A 22124-nucleotide genomic window follows, 5' to 3' on the forward strand; every position below is an offset into this window, starting at 1 on the left:
ATAGACAATTTTCTACAAAAAAACAGCACTCGCAATTCATGCGAGTGCTGTTTTCATTTTATTCGTTGACGATCGCGGCAAAGCCGTTTTTCAGCTCTTGGTTTCCAGTTTCTTGAAGATGGAAAGCATGGTCTTCCATTCCTTGGTTTTGCATAGAAACTAAAACAACAGGCTGTTGATTATGAAAAGCAAAGAAGTAGACATGATTGTCCATCCGTCCGCGATTTTCCGCATCGGAATAAACCGCTACAACAGAATATTCCGCTGATGATGTGCCGTCTACGGACCACGCTGCTGTCGCAGGTTGATTGTCCACCGACAATGGCATTTCTGATCCACCGATCACGCCATCAGGTAATCGCAAGCCATAGAAATTCACATTATTACCTGGCGCATATTCCTTATACGATTGACCCATCGCTTGTTCCCAAGTACTGATGAATCCTTGCAGTTCTCCTGATTTAGTCGCATTCCACGTTCCGGCAGTGCTGACCGCTTGTGATACTATAGTCGATTCTTCGGTTTGGCTAGAAGCAGTGCTACTGGTCGTTTGACTCGTTGAAGCACTTGTAGATTGTGTTGATGTGCTTGTTGAACTACTTACTTTTGTCGAACGAACCTGAGCAACTTGGCTCGTAGCTTCTGTTGATGAATGTGCCGCTTTTGACTCATTGCTGGTACATCCGGTAAATGCTGTTATTGAAAATAATAATACCATCCCAAATAATGCCTTCTTCATAGGATCAATCCTTCCTTTTATCTAAATGAAAGTATAGCAAATATGATATTTTAAAATAAAATTATGGCAAATCATTTAACTGTTTATTACCTAAATACAATAATCAAAAAGAACCTTGTCATGATGAACAATTGAAGCCACCTCCATAAAAACAACGAAATAAATAACGAAATTTTATAATCAGATCCTTCATAACCAAAAATCTAAATTCTCATTTTAAGAGTTTTTTTTACAGACACTATCTGTCCCGCCTTTTGTAAGCTAGATCATTCTTGATTCATTAGACCCAATGTTATAATACTTGTTAATCGGAAAGGGGAATCAATCATGATTTTTTTAAACCTCAAAAAATGGTGTATCGCCTTTGTATTCGTTCTCTTCTTTACTCTTTTAAGCGGTTGCCAGGTGCAACCTTCCGAAAATGAATCGAACTCTTTGGAGACTAGCTCGACCAATTCAGCAAGTCCTTCCCACTCTATGTCTGTGCCACAATCAAAGGAGGAAACAAATGTGAATTATGTACCAGGCAGTTTGATTAGAGCGGTTTCCGCTAATGATCTTGAACAAACAAAAGAGCTCCTTCGTTCGACCGAGCCTTCGATTGATGAAGTCAATGAGAAATCGGAGACTCCCTTAATGATCGCGGTCCATAACAACCACCTAGCCATCGCAAAAATATTAATTGATGCGGGCGCGAATATCAATAAACAAGACGTTCTTCAAGACAGTCCTTACCTTTACGCTGGCGCGGAAGGTCGAACCGAAATATTGACTTATATGCTCGCTCACGCAACGCCTGACCAAGCGATCACCAATCGATTTGGTGGAAACGCCTTGATTCCCGCTGCTGAAAAAGGTCATCTGGATAATGTAAAAATTTTGCTGGCTGATAAGCGAGTAAATGTCAATCATCAAAATAATTACGGCTATACCGCATTAATCGAAGCCGTTGCATTAAGAGATGGCTCACAAATCTATCAGGAAATCGTCGCCCAATTATTGAAAAATGGCGCTGATCCAACTATTTTGGATAATTATGGAAAATCCGCACAAGATTATGCGGATCAATTGGGCTATGGCACTATTTCAAAAATGCTGCAGGAAGCCCATCCTTAAAGAAGAATATCGCTAATAAACGGCTGCTTTTTCTGCAACATAAAAAACGGTATTCGTTCTAAACTACACGAATAACGTTAAATCATCTTTGACTGAACAAGGTCAGATACTAAAATACTCTATCAATAAGACTGAATCAGTTCTTTTAATTTTTCTTGAGCGGCTTGATCCTCTGAGACTTGGAAATTTAAATCCGGTGTATAGCTTCCTTGGCTCCCGTCATCCGCATATTCCCCAAATCCCGTATTGGTACTTACCGGCATCCCATTGCCTGTCTTTAATTCATAAACAACGCCATTATCCCCTAAAAGATATTTGCTGACAGGTTTAGTATGATCTAGCTTAACCGAATAATTGGCCGCAAAAGAGTCCGCAAACAATTCTTGTCTACCGATACCGCCATCTTTCGCAGTATAAAAAATACAACCACCAATCCCACGAATCGGAAACGCATTTTTCCCAGGAAGATTATTATTTTGGACTTGGACTTGACCATCGGGTGTGTTGGCGTACCAGTCGCCATGCCCTGCTGCTCCATGATCAAAGTACCATTCACTAACCGCCATATTCCCGATTGCCGCCCGCTGACTAGCCCAATTTAGAAACGCCAGATTGATTTGATTTCTTTGTGCGTCACTCAGTTGAGCGCCTTTACTTGCGACATTCACTGGTTGACTAACTGTTTCTTCTGTTGTTGTCGAAGATTGACTTGTTGCTGTGGTTGTTTCTGAAGTCGATGAAACACTCGTTGACGATGTTGTTTGTGAAGTTGAGGAACTACTTGTTGACGATACCGGTGATATACTGCTTGAAGCTGAATTTTCTTTCCCCTCTGTTGAACCGCATCCGGCTAATAAAAATACTGAAAAAAGACCCAATACTAAATAACTACTTCTTTTCATTATGATCCCTCCAAAAACGAATGAAATATTTTTTATTTAATAATAGAGTGACTTCCATCTATTATTGTCTAGACTAACTTTATCACTAAATGAATAACAAAAAAAGATAGAAAAAAATAAACTTGAAGTACCTCTTTCGACGGCACGAGAGATTGACAAAATAAATCTTGAAAATCCCAAACTTTTCGACAATGTTAATTTTTATATAGAATAATTTAGTTATCGGACACTCTATCAGTTCCTTTTTTAAAGTTATCCGCTTTTTTACACTTATCTAACAGATTATTTACAATCCCAGTTCATAATGAACATAGAAAGGAGAGGATAACATGATTCACACAAACTCAGATAACCGTTGTGTCTGTGTAGTATTTAATACTAAATTAGATAAATTTCTCGTCTATGATAAAAGCAATCCTCATAAATTCGCGATTGGAATCACGATTGAACAAGCATTAAAAAAACTAACTATCGCCGCTTAGAACAAACTACTGAACTTCAGTAGCTTTTTTATTTTCCAGTCTTCTTTCATATAGTGCCTCTCTCGCCATCTCCTTCTTAGTCCCACTCTAGTATCAACAATTTGTTAGAGAAATCAGCTCACTTTCGTGTTTGCTATTAGAGATGGTAAGATCTCGATCAATCAGGAATGCTCTCACCCATTTTTTGCTTTCCTATGAAAGCTTCATTGTTAGCGATTTCCAAGAGTGCTATACTATTATAAGGAGAGTGATAGGGATGCGTTACGTAATCGGCGTTATTTTTTTATTACTAAGTATTTGGCAATTTATCATGGCTAAACGAGCATTTAAAAACCTTAAACAAAATGGGGATAAAGGTACTTCACCATTCATTATGTTCGGACTGTGGAGCGGTTTATTATTGGCATTTATTTTCTTGGTTGCTGCTTTCAGCTCTTTCTTTACTAATTTTTCTAGTTGGATGTAAGCGAAGTACTCGCATAAACTATTATTTATAGTAGAGGGATGACTCATGAAAAAAATATGTTTTGTCTTAACAGTCAGCATTGGACTAAGCTACATTACAGTGTTTTTACCCGTAAATTTTAGTGATAATAGTGATTTCAAAGACTATTTCTCCGAATATTATGATGTATCAATCAATTATCTTAGGGACAAAGACACCGTCGATTATTTGGTCGTCCCTGATCCCTATTTTCCTTTTGAAAATGAAAACAAGCTTCCAATCATCAAAGTTCCCGCAAAATTCTTTCTAACTAAGAATTTCACGGAAATAAAGAAATCTATCGATGCGTATTTCGCTAGTAATTAAGACTGATAATACAAGAGAGAGATCTCTTGTATTTTTTTATTTTTTCCAGTCAACGATGTTTCAGATGCCTATCAAAAATCTATTTTGTAACCATAACCTCATAGTTTCTGCATAACTTACTTTCACCTTATTTTTCTTTTCGTTCACTTTTTATCAGGTATAATTATAATTATCAAGTACATGAGGTAAATCAATGAAAAGAGACCAGCATAACAATCAAAAAAGGAATGCCATCCTAAACAAGCTACTGATTCTGGTGGGCGTGATTATTATCGGCCTAGTCGCTTTTATTTTGGGGATGCAATTTGTTCAACCCACTGCAATCCCAGCAAGTAGTCACAGCATCCCGACAACTACTCGAAGTTCAACTTCTTCTCAAGCATCGACCGCGACTTCTACGACGACTAAACTTTCCAGCTCCACAGAACCAAGCGCTACGCTGGAAGAAACGGGAGCCTATGCCGTTGATTTTCCAAAGGGCGATGTATTAATGGGAGAAGATGTTTCTTTCAAATTTGCGGTCACGACTTATTTAGCGAACGACTCCCTGATCGTCTCTTATACTCCGAAAGAGTCTCACTCACAGGATGCCCACAACGGTGAGTCAGCCACTTTGTATCCGACGACAATCCCGACAACCCGAATTTCGGTGGTTGAAAATGGCCTCACGAAAGACGTTAAAATAAACACCGAGTTAAAACTACCTGCCAGTGACAGTAGTAAACCAAATCTTGCATTTTTCCAACCTTTCAATGGTGATGATACTAGGATTTATTCCTATCTGAATAGAGGCGGAAATATCGTGCTGGCCTTTTCACCAAGTGATGAGCATGGTCCCTATTCAACAGTGGTGCTACAGTAAATTTTTTCATTCAAGAAAATAGTGGAGCTGGAATATTAATAATATTCCAGCTCTTGTTTGTGTCTATCAAGTTCTCACAATTTTCTTTCCAGCCAAGGACCCTCAGCTTCAAGTTTTTTCAGCTGTAATGATACAATGAGACTATCAATAGATCGGTTAATGATTATCAGGAAGAGGAGGTACTTTTTATGCATTGGGCTTTTCAAATCGCCACAAACTTGATTCAACAACATGAAGATCAACCAACACCGATTACTTGCGCCTCAGGTGTCAGCCCGTCCGGTTATGTCCACGTGGGAAATTTTCGGGAGATCGCCACGACGTATTTTGTTACCCGCGCGCTGAAGGAACTTGGCGCGACACCCCGTTATATTTTATCTTGGGATGACTATGACCGGTTACGGAAAATACCGAAAAATGTCACCGGTGTTGCAGAGGAAAATATCGGTATGCCTTACACGAAGGTCGCTCCGCCAGCTGGTAGTGAGACGAGCGCGGCTTCCTATGGCGCTTATTTTGAAGCGATGTTTATTGACGATTTGGCTAAATTAAATATCAAACCGGAATTCATTTTTGAGACTGAACGCTATGAAAACGGCGCTTATGATGACGAGCTGGCTTTAGTTTTAACCAATCGCAAAAAAATCTATGACATTTTAAGTCGTTTTCGGACCGAGGCGGCCAATGATACAGAGCGCGAAGTCTATTTCCCGATTTCTTTGTATTGCGATCAGTGCGGCCATGACATGACGACGATTTCCGCTTATGACGAAAAAAGCCAGACACTCCCTTATGAGTGTCGAAATTGCGGCCATCACGGCACGCAAACAATTGGTCAGCAACAGCACATCAAGCTCCATTGGAAGATCGACTGGCCGATGCGTTGGCGCTACGAAAAAGTCGCCTTTGAACCCGGCGGTAAGGACCATTCATCAAAAAACGGCAGCTTTGACGTGGCAAAAGCCATCGCCAAAGAAATTTTTGACTGGCAAGCACCGCTATACCAGCCCTATGATTTCGTAAATATCAAAGGCCAAACGATGAAGATGTCCAGCTCGACAGGAAATATTTTGACCTTGCCAGATTTATTATCGATCTACACACCAGAATTGGTGCTTTATTTATACGCCAAATATCAGCCAAAGGCCCAATTTGATTTAGGCTTAGACGATGATGTTTTACGAAATTATGCTGAATTTGAACGGCTCGTTCAAAAAGCCAAAACAAGTGAACTTGATGAAATGAACCAGCAATTACTGACATTAACCGGTGTTGATTTGGAGCAAAACTATCCTAGCTTCAATCATGTCGTCAGCATCTTATCTTTGACCGCCAACAACCAAGCAATCGCCAAAGATTTGTTGAAAAATGAAGCCGCCTATACCGAAGAAGCGATCGATTATATCTTGACTCGCGCCAGCTATTGGATCGAAAATGACGCGAAAACACGTTTAGTCACCATCAATCAACAACCTGATCAAAAGACTTACGAGCAATTACCGGCGACCGTCAAAGAGCAACTAGAAAAATTCGCTCAGCTCTTAGAGACAGCCACAACTCTAGGCGATGACGAGCTGATGCAAAAAATCTATGATCTCTCCGATGCCACCGATAAAAAAGAAAAGCGCACAGAACAAAAAGAACTGTTTTCGGCCATTTATCAACTGACTTTGAACCAAGATCACGGCCCAAGAATCCCGCTGCTGATCAAGGTCGTTGGGCCAGCAAAATTGAAACAGTTAATCCATTTTGACTAAGCTTAGGAGCATGGACAGTAAAATAGTCCCGGCTTTTTTTCGAATAAACAGATCGATCAATCGTGGCTGATTTAAGTTCTTTGTTCAGAGATGATATTATTAAGGAAAATACACTTTGGGGAGTGAAAACAATGAATCCAGTTCTCCGAAAATGGCGGGTAACAGACGCTGAAGCATTAGCCAATATTTTGAATAATAAAAAAATCCAAGCGAATCTACGAGACGGTCTTCCCTATCCATATACGAAAAAAGATGCACAACTTTTCATTGAAGCAATGTTAAAGGCTGATCCTGCCAAAACATTTGCTTTTGCCATCGTTGATCAAGAAAAAGTCATTGGCAGCATTGGTGCGTTCCGTTGCGAAAATATTCATCGCCGTTCAGCAGAGCTGGGTTATTATCTATCGGAAGAATACTGGGGAAAAGGTTTTATGACTGCTGCCGTCAAAGCACTGACGGAGTATCTTTTTACTGAGACAGATATTATTCGAATCTTCGCTGAGCCCTTTTCAACCAATCTTGGCTCTTGTCGCGTACTAGAAAAGTGCAGCTTTCAATTAGAGGGTACTTTACGGAAAAATGCGGTGAAAGATGGATGTGTAATCGATATGCAACTGTATGCGCTGATTAATGAATAACTGATTGGACTAAAAAAGGCACAAGTCGTTAGTTGTAACGAGCAAACCTTTGATAATACTAAAAGAAATGACTAAACAGTTTTCTTTAGTACCACAAAAAGAAAACCATGAAGCAAGTGTCTTTTTCAAGGCAATTGCTTCATGGTTTTTGTCTAGCAAATATAAATTGTTTTCTGCCTAGATAGTTATCCGCAGGTATAGCTTTAAATAAGTGACTGATTGTCTTCAGACTAGTTTTCTAGTAATTCTTTTTTCTTAGCATCAAATTCTGCTTGTGTCAAAATACCCTCATCTAACAGTTCTTTGTATTTACGAATTTCATCAACTGGTGAAAGTATCTCTGCTGAAGAAGCACTGGTTTCAGGAGCAAAGAGACTGTCTAGTTTTTCCACCAGTTTGTTATAATCATCGACTAATGCTCTTCCAGTGATGGAATCTAATTTGACATCTGTTTCAGCTAATAAAAATTGAATCTCCCGTCCATCTTTTAAATGAAAATCAATTCCTAAACGGCTGATGGATTCAATACTCTTTTTGCCCGTACTAGAAGCAACTAATGATCCTAACGGTCCCGCAACGACACCACCGACAACGCCACGGCTAAAAGTACCTTTACGCATCTTACCACTATCAAAAATCGGTGTATAGCTGTCAATGTCTTCGTATTTAATTAGCGACTGCGGCCGATTAAACATGATCGATTTCTTGATCAGCAAAGCCTGCTCTTGGTCATTAAATAGCACATCATTGATCGTTAAATTGGCATACGCTTTAAATTGTGCTAGTTGACTTTTATGCAGATCTTTTGCGTTAACCTCGCCAGCATCCGCTGGCAAGCGGTTTTTAAACTCAGCACTTGTCATCGTTTTCAATTCTTTGAGATCCGCAAAACTCCCCCCGTAACCAGCTAATTTGAAACAATTTTTACAAGCATAGTCACCATCGCCTAATTTGTACCCACTGCTTAACGCACCAATCTTGTTATCACATCCGACGCATATTTTTGCCATTTTTCTCACCCTCATTCCTTATATTATTTAATTAGTTAAAAATACAAGTCCGTCTTTACATTTGGCTTCTTACAAAAAACAGTTATTAAAAAAGTTATTAAAAGAATTTTATCTACCATTCAAGTGTAGCAAATAGTGACTAAAATTAGCAAGAAAGAATACAAATAGATTATTTTTATAATTGAAAAATCAAATAGAAACTATAAAAGATGTCTCATTTAGAGAATATCTTATGAACCTTTTCTCCATATATAACGTTGCACCTGACTAAATAATTTTCAGACCAGCAAACACAAAAACGTACATTCTATCCATCGATAGAATGTACGTTTTAATGGTTGACATTTTTAAACCAAGGCAGTAAACTCTCCTTAATAACCGTTTAAATTTTTAAACGATAACTTTAAATTGGAGGAATTTATTTTGACTCATACAATGAAGGCAGCCTTAATCACACATTATAAACAAGCATTTCCTATTATAGAACAAGTAGAAATCCCTAAAATAGGTGCTACAGATGTACTGGTTAAAGTCGTTGCTGCTAGTATTAACCCGATTGATTTAAAGACCAAAGATGGTGGGTTAAAAATGCTCTTAAAATACAACATGCCATTAATTTTAGGGAGTGATTTCGCAGGAATCATTACACACGTTGGCGAAAAGGTCACTGCTTTCAACGTCGGCGATCCTGTCTATGGTCGCGTCCAAAAGAATCGAATTGGGACATTCGCTGAATACATCGCTGTCGACCACAATGACATCGCTAGAAAACCACGAAATCTAAGTTTTGAAGAAGCCGCGGCGATTCCATTAGTCGGCTTGACTAGTTATCAAGCGCTACATGATATCATGAAGATCAAACCAGGCCAAAAAGTTCTGATTCAAGCCGGCTCGGGCGGCATTGGTACCATCGCCATCCAAATCGCAAAAATGTTAGGAGCCTATGTCACTACAACGACTAGTGCCAAAAATTTTGCGCTAGTTAAATCTCTCGGAGCGGACCAAGTCATTGATTATAAAATAGAAAAATTTCAAGATAAACTATCTGACTATGATTACGTTTTTGATACACAAGGCGGCAAAATTTTGGAGGATGCCTTCAAAATCATTAAGCCTGGCGGAAAAGTCGTCAGTATCACCGGGTTACCCAATGCGCGATTTGCTAAAGAATATCAATTGCCACTTTGGAAAAAACTAATTTTTGCTTTGATTACTAGCAGACTGACCGCTTTAGAAAAAGCCGCTAAAGCTGAATACATCTTCCTTTTTATGAAGCCTAGCGGAGCAGAATTAGAAACACTCCGAACTGCTATCGAAGCAAACAAAATAAAACCGGTGATCGATCGAGTCCTACCTTTTGCTGCAATTGAGGAAGCCTTTCGTTATTCCAAATCAGGCAGAGCAAAGGGCAAAATCATCCTTAAAATCAATGAAATAGCAGAATAAAAAACCGCTGATCCTCTATTTAGCTTGGATCAGCGGATTCTCTTATTTTGGCAATTCGGTAAGTTACATTTTACTGTCGGGATTCACACCCCTTTGATTGAATACTCTTTTTCAATTTAAATCAACGGCCTGCTTCAAAATTTTCAAGATTAACTTGTTGATGATTTATCAATAAAAGCTACGCATTGTAAGCTTGAGTAAATAATTCTACAATATCTTCTTTGGTACCTTTACGCGGATTAGAAAAAGCGTTTCCGTCTTTCAATGCGTTATCTGCCATCAGATCGAAGTCTTTAGGATTAGCACCAATTGCTTTTATATTCGCTGGAATACCAACATCTTCTGAAATTCTTTCTAAAGCAGTGATCCCTTTTTCTGCTGCTTCCATTTTACCTAGGCCTTCAATGTTTTCTCCTAAAAAGACAGCAATATCCGCAAACCGTTCTGGACTAGCTATCATATTCCAGCGTTCAACAGTTGGCATCAATACCGCACAACATACGCCATGCGGTGCATCGTATTGTCCGCCTAATTGGTGAGCCATGGCATGCACATAGCCTAAATCTGCATTATTGAAGGCCATTCCCGCTAAAAGCGAAGCATATGCCATATTGGTCCGTGCTTCCAAATCGTGCCCATTTGCTACCGCTCGACGCAAGTATTGACCAATCAATTTGATCCCTTTTTCTGCCTGTGCATCAGTGATAGGATTTCGATTTTCAGATACATAAGATTCAACACAATGACATAGTGCATCCATACCAGTTGCAGCGGTTAATTTGGTAGGTACATCTAACATCAGCAACGGATCGTTAAAAGATACTAATGGAACATTACGCCATGACACAACCACAAATTTTAGATGCGTTTCTTCATTTGTCAAAACCGCATGGCGTGTAATTTCAGAAGCGGTACCGGCTGTTGTATTAACGGCCATTAGTGGCGGCAATGGATTTTTCAAAGTTTCTATCCCTGCCAACTTTGTTACGTCATCCCCATTAGTTAGTACAATACCGATTCCTTTACCACAATCATGGGCTGAACCTCCACCAATGGTAATAATGGAATCGCATAAGCTGTCTCTATAGATCGCTGCACCGTCCATTACATTACGGATCTTAGGGTTAGGCTCTACACCATCAAAAAACACATACTCCACACCAGCAGCTTTTAAGCTTGCTTCCGTTTGTTTAACAGGACCATTTTCAAGATTACGCAAAAAACTGTCAGTTACTAATAATACTTTTTTCATATTCAGTAATTGCGCGCGTTCACCAATTTTTTCGATTACACCAGGACCAAAGAAGTTCACACTAGGCATCATAAAATCAAAATTATTTTTCATTGCGATCATCCTTTTTAAAATTTTAGACAAGTTACTTTTTTCACTTGTCGCTAAATACTGATTTCTATATTTGAATCATATATCGGATTCAGTTAAAAAGCATGACACTATGATGACGCTTTCTCGTCAGTTTAAACAGGATTATCTTACAAAATAGGATTATTTGTCATTAATAAAAAAAGAGGTATAATCATACAAAAGGAGGCGGTTCGAGTGGAAAATGCTTTTGAACTTGACACTGTACTAGATATAGAAAAATGGGAAAAGCTTCAAGACAAAATTGCTAGTGCTACACATTTAGCTATTCTATTAGTTGATTATCGAGGCGTTCCAGTAACGTGCCACAGTCAGGTAAAGCCATTTTGCCATTTAGCTCGTACCGACCCTCAAATGAGCAAATACTGCGAAAAGTGTGATGCTCGTGGCGGACTTGAGGCTGCCCGAACTTACCGGCCATTCATTTATAGATGTCATTTCGATATTATTGACATGGCAATCCCAATTACAATAGAGGGACGTTACGTCGGCGCGATTATGGCAGGAGAAATCATGTTAAATCATGATCAAGATGATTTAGAACAAGTACTAGATTTGAAAAATCTGCCAGAAGTTGCTACTTTTAAAAGTGATCACTATCAGTTATTGGAGAATTATCCTCAGGTATCTTTAAATGACCTTAAACTTACGGCAGACATGCTAGAAGAGCTATCTGAATATATCGTCAGTGAAGCCGTCAAAAAAGATTATCTTGCTATGTCGTATAACAAGACTTTACGTTTTTCAAAAAAATCAGCCGGTAATCAGCAAGATTCAGAGCAACATGACCCACTCTTTTTAAATGATACTTTACGTTACTCGCTATTAAAGAAAAGACTGCAAGACAGTGGTATCTACTTAGCCGAAAATAAACTACTCCAACCTGCAATCGATGCAATCTTTACGAATAAAGATCAGCATCTTGATTTACAAACTCTTGCTAAGTTAGTGAATGTAAGTCCTAACTATCTCAGCCGGCTATTGCGTAAAGAATTTGGTGAACCCTTCAGCCAGATCTATGCAAAGCTGAAAATATATTGGGCACAAGAATTGTTACTCACTACTGATCTTTCAGTTAACGCGATAAGTGATACGCTTGGCTTTCTGGAACCTAGCTACTTTATTCGCTCATTCAAAAAAGTTGCTCACCTGACTCCATTGAAATGGCGTCAACAAAAAAAAGACTAATTGTTTTAGTCTTTTTGTCGTGTTTTTCGTAGCGAGGTGTGTCTTCAATTTGGCTTCCGTAATCTCTTGAACCGTTTCACCAAACTTCTTCCTTAAACGCGTCTCTTATGTCTCAATAGTCTTAATATCATAGTGTTGAATCATTTCTTTAATTTGATCTTTAGAGAGCATCCTCATGGTCACTCCTCCCGAATTGTTTTATTTCATTTTACTATTGAAACTTACACAAAATATTATATACTCTCGCCGTTTACGATAAAAAAACTCCTTTCGATAAAATAAACGGTTGATAACCATTTATCGGTATATCGTAAGGAGTTTTTATCGCTAAAACATCTTTTTCCACCATAGAAACATGATTTTTATATACTTTCCAAAAAATATTGGCTAAAAATCATTGATATAAATACCTAAAGAATACTATTATGACCCACTAACATGCATTCTAGGAGTCGTTGCCAATATCTATCAAAGTCAATATAAATATTGTTTATTTCCTGATTCATCGTGTTGAGGCTAAACTATTAATTATAAAAAATGAATAGAAACATAACACTCCACAGGCGTATATTCGGATGCAACGCGTCCTACATTATCTAATTAATACTATAATCGATTAAATTCAAACTAGTATTTCTATCCTTTAAAATTGTATTGTTGCATTCTAGACACTGGTATACAACTCCAGATTCTAAAAGATTAAAGTTCATACTTTTACATCTATAACATATTTTACTACAAGGATAAGTTGGGGCCACTTCGGTAAAATCAATATTTAGTTCTTCACATTTGTAGTGGAGTTGCCTTTTTAATTCATAATAGCACTCCTTTGATAACCTTTTCTGATGTTCTTGTTTTTTCATTAATTCATGAAGAGGTAAATAAGAAATCACTATTTTCTCAGGGCGCTTCTTGAGAATGGTTGTGGTAACATAGTGCCAATAGTTTTCACGAATATTTGCAATTTTCCTGTAGATCAATTGAATTCTTATCTCTAACTTGTGAAGATTCTTTTTTTCAACAAATAATTTATCTTCATTCATCCTTATCTTTCGACGATGTTGTTGTTTTAGTCTAGCTAGTTTTTTTTCAAGTTTTTTTATTGTGTTAGTTTGGTTTATTGAAGTAAATTTTTCCCCCGTAGATAACACAACTGGATAAGTTCCATCCAAGCAAATTCCCAAAGTACCACTTATTGGATAAGTTATTTGATCAACTTCTAATCCCACAGCCAAATACCAATACTTTCCGTCAAAAGAGATTCTAGGATTATATACTTTCTTATTCACCGGCAAATTTACATTCGTTTTTACCCAACCTATTTTTTCCAACAATACAGACTTATCCTTAAACTTTATACGTGTTGAATCATTATAAAATGAGGGAGTTGTTTTCTTCTTAGTTTTATATTTCGGAATTTCAACATATAAATTACTTGACCCATCTATTGCATGAAACCACTTTTTGTAAGCATCACAAGCATCTTTAACAGCTTGCTTTGCTATATTATTCGACACTAAGCTTAACCAATAGTATTTAGGCCGTTTTTTCATTTTTGTAATATGTTTTCGAATCATCTGGTCGGAAAGAAATCCCCCATCATTAAATCGATAATTCATACGTTGCATACTTATTGTATAATTATAGACCCAACGAGCAGTTCCCGCGGATTGCCATAGCTTCATTAATTGTTCATTCGTGGGACATAGCCTTATCTTTTTCCTCGAATCATTTTTTTCCCTCCCTCGAGATTAATGATCTCTTCACCAGAATATTATTGACAAGTCTCCATTAAAATCATTAATTATAAATAGATAATGAAATGGAGTCTTCACTATATTTCTGTTGCTTTGAATCACAAACGACCAGTACAGACACACACACATATACAACAAGAAAAGTATAAAAATCACTAACAATCTCACTCTTCCCACTTCTTTCGTTGTTCCCTTCGTAAAAGAAACACACTATTTTTTTGATGACGGGTAACCTGAAAAATTGCCTACTTGACTGTATACTGTAAGATAATCCATTTTATAATAACTCTTTATAACGATGGATATAGAATCGTTTCACGATGGTCACTAAAGCCAGGTACGCCACAATAGTAGCTGCTAACCATAACCAATAATCGGTCGGCAAAGCCGCCAATCCTAAGCTTTGTCCAAAGTTTGTAAATGGCAAGACCGTCCCTACAGCGATACCTAGTGAAGTAATAGCTGTCATGATAAATGAACCCCTGCTTTGAATAAACGGAATCTTCGGCGTCCGTAATGCATGTAGTACTAAAGTCTGTGACCATAAGGATTCCACAAACCAACCAGCATGGAACACAGCAATAAACGCGACTTGTTGAGCTGGTGTCAGAGTATGAAATTCTCCGCCAATAACAGCCGGACAAATGACAAAATACATGAGTAAATAGGTCGTAATATCAAACACGGAACTTGTTGGTCCTAACCAAATCATAAATTTCCCAATACTAGAAGCTTCCCAACGTTTCGGTTCATCTAGATATTCTCTATCCATGTGATCCCAAGGAATCGATACACAGGAGATATCATAGATAAGATTTAAAAAGAGGATTTGTAAAGGTAACATCGGTAAAAATGGTAAGAATGTACTGGCAACTAAAACTGAAAACATGTTTCCGAAATTTGAACTTGCTGTGGCTTTGATATATTTCATGATGTTTCCAAATGTTTCTCGTCCAGAAATAATCCCTCGTTCCAAAATCATCAAGTCTTTTTCCAATAAAATAACGTCGGCAGATTCTTTGGCAATGTCAACTGCGGTATCCACTGAGATACCAACATCCGCTGCTTTCATAGCTGGTGCATCATTGATTCCGTCACCAAGAAATCCTACAGTATGACCATTTTCGCGTAAAATCCGCGTAATTTGTTGTTTTTGGTGTGGATTAAGTTTTACAAATACGTTGTATTTTTCCACTAGTTGGCTAAGTCTCTGATCTGAAATATTTGCAATATCCTCGCCACTGATTAACTTTTCTGTCCCCAAGCCAACTTGTTTACAAACTGATTGTGTTACCAAGGCATTATCCCCAGTCAACACTTTCACACCAACTCCATGCGTCTTTAAAGTCTCTAATGCTTGTTTAGTTGTTTCTTTTGGAGGATCTAAAAAAGCTAAATAGCCAATTAAGACCATTTCAGATTCGTCTGCTACTGAAAACTCTCCTACAACGCTAGGATTTGTCTTTTGTGCAACACCAATCACTCGTAAGCCGTCTTCATTTAATTCGCTTACCTTTTTCAATATTTCTTGTCTAACCTCATCAGTCAATTCTGTAACGGTCCCTCTAAAATCCACAAAGCTTGAGATGCTCAACATTTCTTCAATTGCACCCTTAGTGATCATTTGGGTTTTTCCACTAGTATCTTCTACTACCACACTCATACGTCTACGTTCAAAATCAAAAGGAATCTCATCAACTTTTTTGTAACGTATTTCTTTCGTATCCAGTTCTTCTTTTGCCGCATCAATAATAGCAACGTCCAACAAGTTTTTTAATCCTGTTTGATAATAACTGTTTAAATAAGCATGACGTAATACACGGTCGTCTTCCTCGCCAGATAAGTCCAAATGATACTCCAAAATGATCTTATCTTGTGTCAGTGTTCCTGTTTTGTCGGTACACAACACATCAATAGCACCGAAATTTTGAATCGAATTGAGATTTTTTATAACCGTTCCTTTCTTCGCCATAGCTGTTGCCCCTTTGACCAAATTGGTTGTAACAATCATAGGCAACATTTCAGGCGTCAAACCAACCGCTACAGATAAACCAAATAGAAAAGCTTCCATCCAATCCCCTTTAGTAAATCCGTTGATGACTATAACTGTTGGTGCCATCAAAGCCATAAACTTGATAAAGAGAAAAGAAGTTTTTCGAATGCCCGTTTCGAAACTTGTTTGAATCGGCTTGCTTGATAATGAACCAGCAACATTTCCAAATAGAGTACGATTGCCAGTTCCAATTACCACACCTTCGGCACTTCCGCTAATAACATTGCTTCCCATATACACCATATTCTCGTAGCTAGTTTCAGAATGATTTTGCGTAATAATAGCTTCTGAACGCTTTTCGACCGGATAGCTTTCTCCTGTTAGTGCGGATTGTGAAATAAACAAATCCTTAGTTGCAATGAGTCGGATATCAGCCGGAATCATATCCCCAGCTGATAATTTGACAATATCTCCACAGACAATTTCTTCCATAGGAATTTCATCATACTTGTTCTTCCGTTTTACGGTTGCCGTTACTTTTACGAGCGATTTTAGTTTTTCCGCCGCTTGATTTGATCGTACAGATTGAATTAAAGTCATTGTTCCGCTGATCAAAACCATTGCGAAAATAATACTACTCCCAAAAAAATCACGATCTTCCGGTGCTACAATGACAACATCTGTAATAAAAGAAGTAATCCCCAATCCAATCAGAACTAACGTAAAGGGAGTGATATAGGCTTTTACCATTTCAATGAAAAAGGGGGTTTTCTTTCCATATGAAATCTTATTATCCCCATATTCATTTCTTGCTCGGATTGCTTGTCCCTCAGACAGTCCTTTTTTTGATGTTTGAAATGTATCAAAAAGATTTTCAATTGTTTTTCGTGCCATTAAACCATAATTTACATCGTGATTCCCATTATTTTTAATTTCCACTCTTCTTTCCTTCTCTCCAAAAAAAATTCGCCACAATCCTATCCCAATCATTAGGTATAGAATGATATTTCCTAGCGTCTTCATAAAACTTCCTCCTTGCTAGGGTTTGGAGAGTCCAGGAACTAAAAACAAATAGACAATAATAATTGATTTGTTTTTAGTTCACTCTTTTTCCGCAAACCCAACTGCTTCGAACTACTGTCATCCATTTGTTTTCATCTCCTTTTTTTTCGAAAAATATACTAATTCTTTCTTAAATACTTTTAATGTCAACCCATTTTTATAATAAGCATCCATTAAATCACAATATCCCATTTTTTCATAAAATCCCCAGGCTTGTTTTCTTCCAGTTAAAAAAATGATGGAAAAGTTAAAATTTCTAGCTACCTGCTCGGCATACACAATTAGTCTTTTCCCTAGACTTCTTCCTTGATAATCTGGATGAATAGCCACTTGCTTGATTTGAATGCAATTTGAAGAACAGGGATGCATTAGTAGAGTACCTACTGTCATGCCATTCCGTTTGACCACCAAATGAATGTCATTTATCTCACTAATAGGTGAAGCTGTCATATAGGGTTGCCCTGCGCTGGCTTTCAACAACTCATTCCGTAAGATAATCGCTTCCCGATAAGTTCGACTATCCCATCTAACTATAGTAAACACTGTTTTACCATGTTTCTTCCTCCTTCGTTAGCTGATAAACTTCAAGTACCTCTTTGTTCCTCGATAAATGAGCAATGATTTCCTTCATTGCCAGATCCATATTTGAAGCGGGTTCAAGCTCAACTTGTAATTGAACCATACCTCCAGCAAGGTCTTGACATACAAAATGACAGAATGATAAATAATACCGATCTAATTGGGCGATAGTTTCTGTTCTCAGCGAAACTTCGGACGAAATTTTACCTGTAATGATCAAAAAGGAATTTTGCACGTTATTTACAGTATCAGGTCGATAAACTTCCGCAATTTGATCAAATCGATGAGAAATAAAACGTATCACAATGTTAACAAAAGTGATCACAATTGCTGCCAAGAAACCTTCTTTAATCGATCCCGCACCAATCATTACTCCTACTGCAGCTGTACACCAAAGTGTCGCAGCAGTATTTAAACCTGTAACGCTAAAACCATCCCGTAAAATGATACCCCCTGCCAAAAAACCTATCCCACTAACTACTTGTGCTGCTATTCTTGTTGGGCTAGTATCTGCCGTAAATGTCGAAGACAAAGAAACAAAAATTGTTGCTCCCAGTGAAACTAAAACCATCGTACGTACTCCAGCTAGTTTTTTTCGCCACTGACGTTCAATTCCAATCAATCCACCTGCCAGTACACTCATAAGCAACATAATTAAAAATTCATACCATCACTTCCTCTCTAGGTTATTAAAAATAAAAATGAATATGTTAAATAAAAAAAAACGGTTTTTCGCACAAAAACTCCGCGAAAAACCGTTCTAAAATCATCAAATCACATGACAAAATAAGACGTCGATCTAATCGTTGAGTTTTGGCACTATACAACGTAAAGACAAACATCTTAGCTACCTTAAGAAAAGCCTTGTATTCGACAATCCCTGTTCTACCCATTGGCGTCTCTCGACATTTTTGGGCAGTAGCCTATGTTTGCATAGGAGCCTCACCTAACAAATCATATTTTATTTTCATGGAAATAATAACAAAATGAATTAACACTGTCAACAAACAATTTTAGATTTATAAAAGAAATTTTGAAGAATAATGAGTTAATAATAGAACACTCTAGTTTAGATATTCAAATTCAAAACGAAATTTGATCCCAAAGAATTCTATGAATTTCCAACTAATTAGGCTAAAAGAGCCCCCCTTATGGTACGTTTACTATTTACTAGAATAGCGCTAGTTTTTCACCCATCCACATATCCAGATTGGGGGTTCTTACTGTCCCTGCATCTCACTGTAATATACATGATTCATATATAAAGAATCTATTCTAATAATTTTGATCCAAATCTCGAATCGTTGATTCGTCAAATATTCGAAGGAATACTCTACAAAAATTCTGGCCTTGATAAAAACTAACCTATTTTTCAACAAATAAATTTAGACTAGCGCAGCTTGAAGACTATCTCCTTTTTGTTGATAAACAAGTCGAACCAATTCAGCAAGTTTCAAGTGGGTATTGATTGGGAGTATTGTGCTATTTTCAACATAATATTCAAGCTCATTCTCATCGGAAAAACATCCGTATCTCCCAATTAATACTTTTTTCATACCATTTACACTTTCCCTTTCTCCATAACAGTCGTCACATTCGTCAATAATTGTTTCAACTTATCAATCTCAGTCGTAACATGGGTTAAATAGTAGTAATTCTTCGTTCCTTCGCGACGATAATCCACTAGCTTCGCATCTCTTAAAATTTTAAGATGATGGGAAACTGCGGGCCGTGATAAATTGGTCGCTTCGATCAACTCATTCACCCGCAAACCTTGGCAACTTTCCTCTTCCAATAACCGCAAAATAATGGCTTGCCGCTTCTCGTCCCCTAATGCGACCAAAAAACTGCTTATATCGGCAAATTCTGCTTTTAATTTGATTAACTCATTCATTATACTTCTCTCCATTTAATGGTTCTTATTTTTAAACCATTAAACCATTACCTGATCGATTTGTCAAAAGGCTATATTTAAAGAGAGACATGACGGTTCTCATTTAAAAAAATAACCAGCCTGTCTAGCAAGAAAAGATAGACTGCTCATTGGTACATAGCCCGTCGAAGATAATAATAATTTGTACTATTATTTTTTGATTGTATATCCATTGTCTTAAGTGAAGAAGACTACCCGGTCAAAAAAAGCCTACTTTCGATATCTCATGATCGAAAGCAGGTTATTTTTTTTATTCTACATATTGAGTATCATTGATTTTAGCTACTGAATAATTATTGTCTTTATATTTAAGTGTGGTTACACTGCAATTATCAATAGCTTCACCTTTGTACTCACCAGGAACAAGCATCTCTAATATAGTAGGAATCATACTGCCAGAGGAAACGATCAAAACGTTCTTCGCTTTTTTCTTTTTGGCATCCGCAACGACCTTATCCATTGCGGCTTGTCCTCGTTTGGTGATCTCTTCATAGGTTTCAGCTACTTTTAACGAATCTGCATCTGCAATGGCATCGGCTACTCCTTCATCGCCTAGCTTATTCACCAACTTGTCATAGTCTGTCCAGTCTTCATCAAACTTTAAGTCATTTGCTTCAAAAATCGGTGTCCACATCTCTGCGTTGGTCTTCCCTTCAAAGCCGCCGTAATTCCACTCTTTAAAACCGTCATGTTCTGAAAGTGCTGGTTTTTTATTTGTGTTTTCAGCTAAAATCAACTTTGCGGTATTTCGTTGCCGCCCTAAATCACTAGCATAAGCCAAGTCAAATTTTGTCTTTTTAAGTCCCTCACCAACCTGTTTTGCCTGCGCTGTCCCTTTGTCAGTCAACGGTGAATCCGCAAATCCTTGAACTTGTCCCGTTGTATTGAAAAAGGTCTTTCCATGACGAACAAGATAAATGGTCACTTCATCATTTTTATCTGAAGCTTTTTCTTTTGCTTGACTCGAAATCCCACCAGTTAAACTAAGACCCAACAGTGCTACAAACAATAGCCCCCAAATTTTCTTCATTTTTTACAATTCCTCCCCATTACTACTAATCACCTTTTTATACCAATCAAAAGAATCCTTTTTTGAACGCTTCAAGCTGCCTTTGCCATCATTGTCCAGATCAACATAGATAAAGCCGTAGCGTTTACTCATTTCTCCAGTGCTGGCACTGACTAGATCAATCGGCCCCCATGTTAAGTAGCCAAAGCATTCCACATGATCTTCTTCCACTGCTTGTTTGACCGATTTGATATGCTGCCGCAAATAATCGATCCGATAGTCGTCATGCACTGTTCCGTCTTCAAATTGATCGACAGCCCCTAAGCCATTTTCCGTAATGATAATCGGTAGTTCATATTTCCGGTATAAGTAATTCATGACGAAGCGAATCCCAGTAGGATCAATGCCCCAGCCCCATTTTGATTGTTCCAAGTAAGGATTTTGAATCCCACCAAACAATGCGGCTTCACCCTCCACAGGTGTGTTAGGCTCTGAAATACTGGACATATAATAGTTTAAACCGATGAAATCAATCGTGCCTTCAGCAAAATCTTCAACATCACTCGGTTGATTACCTAGATCAATTCCCAACACTTCATACTGTTTCATCTTATATTTCGGAAACTTGCCATTACACATCGCATCTACCTGATAATAATCCCGATCATTATCTAAAAAGCCTTTTAACACATTATCTGGCTGACAATCATATGAATAGATTGGGTTCAAGCCAAAGACACAGCCAATTTTGTTATCATGATTGATTTCACGTCCTAAACGTGCGGCTTTGACTCCGGCTAATGTCATATTGTAACCAATACGAGCAAGATCTTCCGCTGGGTTTTCCATCTCGCTATATTTCAAGCCTGCAATTAGATAAGTAAAAATATCGGCTTGTTTCGTTTGCGGATCAAGATGATTCATTTCATTAAAGGTCGCCCAGTATTTCACTTTACCATCATAAGCCCGCATCACTGTCCCGCAATAATGCAAATAAAAATCAATTACTCGTCGAGTTTTCCACGAACCATACGCATGAACCAAATGAATCGGCATTTCGAAATGGTAAAGGGTTACAATTGGTTCGATCCCATTTGCCAGCAATTCATCAATTACCTTGCCGTAAAAAGCTAACCCTGCCTGATTCGGTTCCTTTTCATCACCTTTTGAAAAAATCCGTGACCAATCGATCGAGATTCGCAAGGCATTGAAGCCCATTTTCTTAAATAATTGAATGTCTTCCTTGTAATGATGGTAAAAATCGATTCCTAGATGGGAAGGATAATCTAGCTTTGGATCAATCGTCTCTGTAATCGTTCGCGGCTCTTTATTTGATCCTTTTGTAACAAAATCCATCATTGCCGGGCCTTTTCCATCTGCTTGCCAAGCACCCTCACATTGATGGGCAGCGATACTGCCGCCCCATAAAAAATCTTTCGTAAACGTCATAGTCTGCTCC

21 protein-coding genes and 1 riboswitch are annotated in these 22124 nt (G+C 37.9%); of the genes, 9 read left to right on the forward strand and 12 right to left on the reverse strand.

The features are described from left to right. Positions 1 to 58 precede the first annotated feature (58 nt). On the reverse strand, positions 59 to 739 hold the full coding sequence (locus tag IGI54_RS14135) for a DUF4767 domain-containing protein (RefSeq protein ID WP_430621575.1): 681 nt from the start codon (positions 737 to 739) through the stop codon (positions 59 to 61). A gap of 510 nt (positions 740 to 1249) precedes the next feature. On the opposite strand from IGI54_RS14135, the gene IGI54_RS14140 reads away from it, so the two are divergent. Next, a complete protein-coding gene (locus IGI54_RS14140) occupies positions 1250 to 1855 on the forward strand; it encodes an ankyrin repeat domain-containing protein (protein WP_430621576.1) in 606 nt (201 codons plus the stop codon). A 122-nt stretch (positions 1856 to 1977) separates the two neighbouring features. On the opposite strand, the gene IGI54_RS14145 is transcribed toward IGI54_RS14140, so the two are convergent. Then, complete coding sequence (locus IGI54_RS14145) at positions 1978 to 2757, reverse strand: hypothetical protein (RefSeq protein ID WP_430621577.1); 780 nt, start codon at positions 2755 to 2757, stop codon at positions 1978 to 1980. A gap of 329 nt (positions 2758 to 3086) precedes the next feature. On the opposite strand from IGI54_RS14145, the gene IGI54_RS14150 reads away from it, so the two are divergent. The 6 genes from IGI54_RS14150 to IGI54_RS14175 all read left to right on the forward strand — a co-directional run bounded on the left by IGI54_RS14150 (position 3087) and on the right by IGI54_RS14175 (position 7307). Next, positions 3087 to 3239 carry a hypothetical protein gene (locus tag IGI54_RS14150; RefSeq protein ID WP_430621578.1) on the forward strand — a complete coding sequence of 51 codons (153 nt, stop codon included), beginning with the start codon at positions 3087 to 3089 and terminating at the stop codon, positions 3237 to 3239. Positions 3240 to 3495: 256 nt separating this feature from the next. After that, complete coding sequence (locus tag IGI54_RS14155; protein ID WP_311901239.1) at positions 3496 to 3705, forward strand: hypothetical protein; 210 nt, start codon at positions 3496 to 3498, stop codon at positions 3703 to 3705. A 45-nt stretch (positions 3706 to 3750) separates the two neighbouring features. Next, positions 3751 to 4050 (forward strand): hypothetical protein, encoded by a 300-nt coding sequence (locus IGI54_RS14160; protein ID WP_430621579.1) that lies wholly within the window; start codon positions 3751 to 3753, stop codon positions 4048 to 4050. A gap of 193 nt (positions 4051 to 4243) precedes the next feature. Continuing rightward, positions 4244 to 4912: a hypothetical protein gene (locus IGI54_RS14165; RefSeq protein WP_430621580.1), complete on the forward strand. Its 669-nt coding sequence runs from the start codon at positions 4244 to 4246 to the stop codon at positions 4910 to 4912. 188 nt (positions 4913 to 5100) lie between these two features. Next, on the forward strand, positions 5101 to 6669 hold the full coding sequence (lysS, locus tag IGI54_RS14170; protein WP_430621581.1) for a lysine--tRNA ligase: 1569 nt from the start codon (positions 5101 to 5103) through the stop codon (positions 6667 to 6669). A gap of 131 nt (positions 6670 to 6800) precedes the next feature. Next, on the forward strand, positions 6801 to 7307 hold the full coding sequence (locus IGI54_RS14175) for a GNAT family N-acetyltransferase (protein ID WP_430621582.1): 507 nt from the start codon (positions 6801 to 6803) through the stop codon (positions 7305 to 7307). Between the two features lie 230 nt (positions 7308 to 7537). On the opposite strand, the gene IGI54_RS14180 is transcribed toward IGI54_RS14175, so the two are convergent. Continuing rightward, positions 7538 to 8317: an SHOCT domain-containing protein gene (locus IGI54_RS14180; RefSeq protein WP_430621583.1), complete on the reverse strand. Its 780-nt coding sequence runs from the start codon at positions 8315 to 8317 to the stop codon at positions 7538 to 7540. A gap of 435 nt (positions 8318 to 8752) precedes the next feature. On the opposite strand from IGI54_RS14180, the gene IGI54_RS14185 reads away from it, so the two are divergent. Next, positions 8753 to 9763, forward strand: coding sequence for an NADP-dependent oxidoreductase (locus IGI54_RS14185; protein ID WP_430621996.1), 1011 nt, complete (start codon positions 8753 to 8755; stop codon positions 9761 to 9763). Between the two features lie 178 nt (positions 9764 to 9941). Here IGI54_RS14185 and IGI54_RS14190 read toward each other — a convergent pair whose 3' ends face one another. Continuing rightward, a complete protein-coding gene (locus tag IGI54_RS14190; RefSeq protein ID WP_379947243.1) occupies positions 9942 to 11108 on the reverse strand; it encodes an iron-containing alcohol dehydrogenase in 1167 nt (388 codons plus the stop codon). 213 nt (positions 11109 to 11321) lie between these two features. On the opposite strand from IGI54_RS14190, the gene IGI54_RS14195 reads away from it, so the two are divergent. Next, positions 11322 to 12332: a PocR ligand-binding domain-containing protein gene (locus IGI54_RS14195; RefSeq protein ID WP_430621584.1), complete on the forward strand. Its 1011-nt coding sequence runs from the start codon at positions 11322 to 11324 to the stop codon at positions 12330 to 12332. A gap of 596 nt (positions 12333 to 12928) precedes the next feature. Here IGI54_RS14195 and IGI54_RS14200 read toward each other — a convergent pair. From IGI54_RS14200 to IGI54_RS14235, 8 genes are all read right to left on the reverse strand, one after another. Then, positions 12929 to 14017: an RNA-guided endonuclease InsQ/TnpB family protein gene (locus tag IGI54_RS14200; RefSeq protein WP_430621585.1), complete on the reverse strand. Its 1089-nt coding sequence runs from the start codon at positions 14015 to 14017 to the stop codon at positions 12929 to 12931. 349 nt (positions 14018 to 14366) lie between these two features. After that, a complete protein-coding gene (gene mgtA, locus IGI54_RS14205; RefSeq protein ID WP_430621997.1) occupies positions 14367 to 16976 on the reverse strand; it encodes a magnesium-translocating P-type ATPase in 2610 nt (869 codons plus the stop codon). A 246-nt stretch (positions 16977 to 17222) separates the two neighbouring features. Next, a complete protein-coding gene (locus tag IGI54_RS14210) occupies positions 17223 to 17621 on the reverse strand; it encodes a GNAT family N-acetyltransferase (protein WP_430621586.1) in 399 nt (132 codons plus the stop codon). Between the two features lie 70 nt (positions 17622 to 17691). After that, a complete protein-coding gene (locus IGI54_RS14215; protein ID WP_430621587.1) occupies positions 17692 to 18366 on the reverse strand; it encodes an MgtC/SapB family protein in 675 nt (224 codons plus the stop codon). A gap of 148 nt (positions 18367 to 18514) precedes the next feature. Further along, a riboswitch (M-box (ykoK) riboswitch) is annotated at positions 18515 to 18684 on the reverse strand. A gap of 424 nt (positions 18685 to 19108) precedes the next feature. Then, the gene (locus tag IGI54_RS14220) at positions 19109 to 19279 is read right to left on the reverse strand and encodes a hypothetical protein (RefSeq protein WP_430621588.1); all 171 of its coding nucleotides are present in this window, start codon (positions 19277 to 19279) and stop codon (positions 19109 to 19111) included. Positions 19280 to 19284: 5 nt separating this feature from the next. Next, entirely contained in the window at positions 19285 to 19617 is a 333-nt protein-coding gene (locus IGI54_RS14225; protein WP_311901236.1) for an ArsR/SmtB family transcription factor, read from the reverse strand. A 289-nt stretch (positions 19618 to 19906) separates the two neighbouring features. Continuing rightward, positions 19907 to 20686 (reverse strand): histidine phosphatase family protein, encoded by a 780-nt coding sequence (locus tag IGI54_RS14230; RefSeq protein WP_430621589.1) that lies wholly within the window; start codon positions 20684 to 20686, stop codon positions 19907 to 19909. A 3-nt stretch (positions 20687 to 20689) separates the two neighbouring features. After that, the gene (locus IGI54_RS14235) at positions 20690 to 22114 is read right to left on the reverse strand and encodes a family 1 glycosylhydrolase (protein WP_430621590.1); all 1425 of its coding nucleotides are present in this window, start codon (positions 22112 to 22114) and stop codon (positions 20690 to 20692) included. Between the last annotated feature and the right edge of the window lie 10 nt (positions 22115 to 22124).

The organism is Enterococcus sp. DIV0800, from assembly GCF_050559735.1.
Classification (GTDB): domain Bacteria; phylum Bacillota; class Bacilli; order Lactobacillales; family Enterococcaceae; genus Enterococcus_A; species Enterococcus_A devriesei.

Coding starts and splice junctions, on each gene's coding strand:
- IGI54_RS14225 (WP_311901236.1), bottom strand. CDS start 19,617: ATGAATGAGTTAATCAAATTAAAAGCAGAATTTGCCGATATAAGCAGT.
- IGI54_RS14215 (WP_430621587.1), bottom strand. CDS start 18,366: ATGAGTGTACTGGCAGGTGGATTGATTGGAATTGAACGTCAGTGGCGA.
- IGI54_RS14185 (WP_430621996.1), top strand. CDS start 8,753: ATGAAGGCAGCCTTAATCACACATTATAAACAAGCATTTCCTATTATA.
- IGI54_RS14150 (WP_430621578.1), top strand. CDS start 3,087: ATGATTCACACAAACTCAGATAACCGTTGTGTCTGTGTAGTATTTAAT.
- IGI54_RS14155 (WP_311901239.1), top strand. CDS start 3,496: ATGCGTTACGTAATCGGCGTTATTTTTTTATTACTAAGTATTTGGCAA.
- IGI54_RS14175 (WP_430621582.1), top strand. CDS start 6,801: ATGAATCCAGTTCTCCGAAAATGGCGGGTAACAGACGCTGAAGCATTA.
- mgtA (WP_430621997.1), bottom strand. CDS start 16,976: ATGGCACGAAAAACAATTGAAAATCTTTTTGATACATTTCAAACATCA.
- IGI54_RS14145 (WP_430621577.1), bottom strand. CDS start 2,757: ATGAAAAGAAGTAGTTATTTAGTATTGGGTCTTTTTTCAGTATTTTTA.
- IGI54_RS14220 (WP_430621588.1), bottom strand. CDS start 19,279: ATGAAAAAAGTATTAATTGGGAGATACGGATGTTTTTCCGATGAGAAT.
- IGI54_RS14190 (WP_379947243.1), bottom strand. CDS start 11,108: ATGAAAAATAATTTTGATTTTATGATGCCTAGTGTGAACTTCTTTGGT.
- IGI54_RS14230 (WP_430621589.1), bottom strand. CDS start 20,686: ATGAAGAAAATTTGGGGGCTATTGTTTGTAGCACTGTTGGGTCTTAGT.
- lysS (WP_430621581.1), top strand. CDS start 5,101: ATGCATTGGGCTTTTCAAATCGCCACAAACTTGATTCAACAACATGAA.
- IGI54_RS14180 (WP_430621583.1), bottom strand. CDS start 8,317: ATGGCAAAAATATGCGTCGGATGTGATAACAAGATTGGTGCGTTAAGC.
- IGI54_RS14200 (WP_430621585.1), bottom strand. CDS start 14,017: ATGAAGCTATGGCAATCCGCGGGAACTGCTCGTTGGGTCTATAATTAT.
- IGI54_RS14135 (WP_430621575.1), bottom strand. CDS start 739: ATGAAGAAGGCATTATTTGGGATGGTATTATTATTTTCAATAACAGCA.
- IGI54_RS14235 (WP_430621590.1), bottom strand. CDS start 22,114: ATGACGTTTACGAAAGATTTTTTATGGGGCGGCAGTATCGCTGCCCAT.
- IGI54_RS14165 (WP_430621580.1), top strand. CDS start 4,244: ATGAAAAGAGACCAGCATAACAATCAAAAAAGGAATGCCATCCTAAAC.
- IGI54_RS14160 (WP_430621579.1), top strand. CDS start 3,751: ATGAAAAAAATATGTTTTGTCTTAACAGTCAGCATTGGACTAAGCTAC.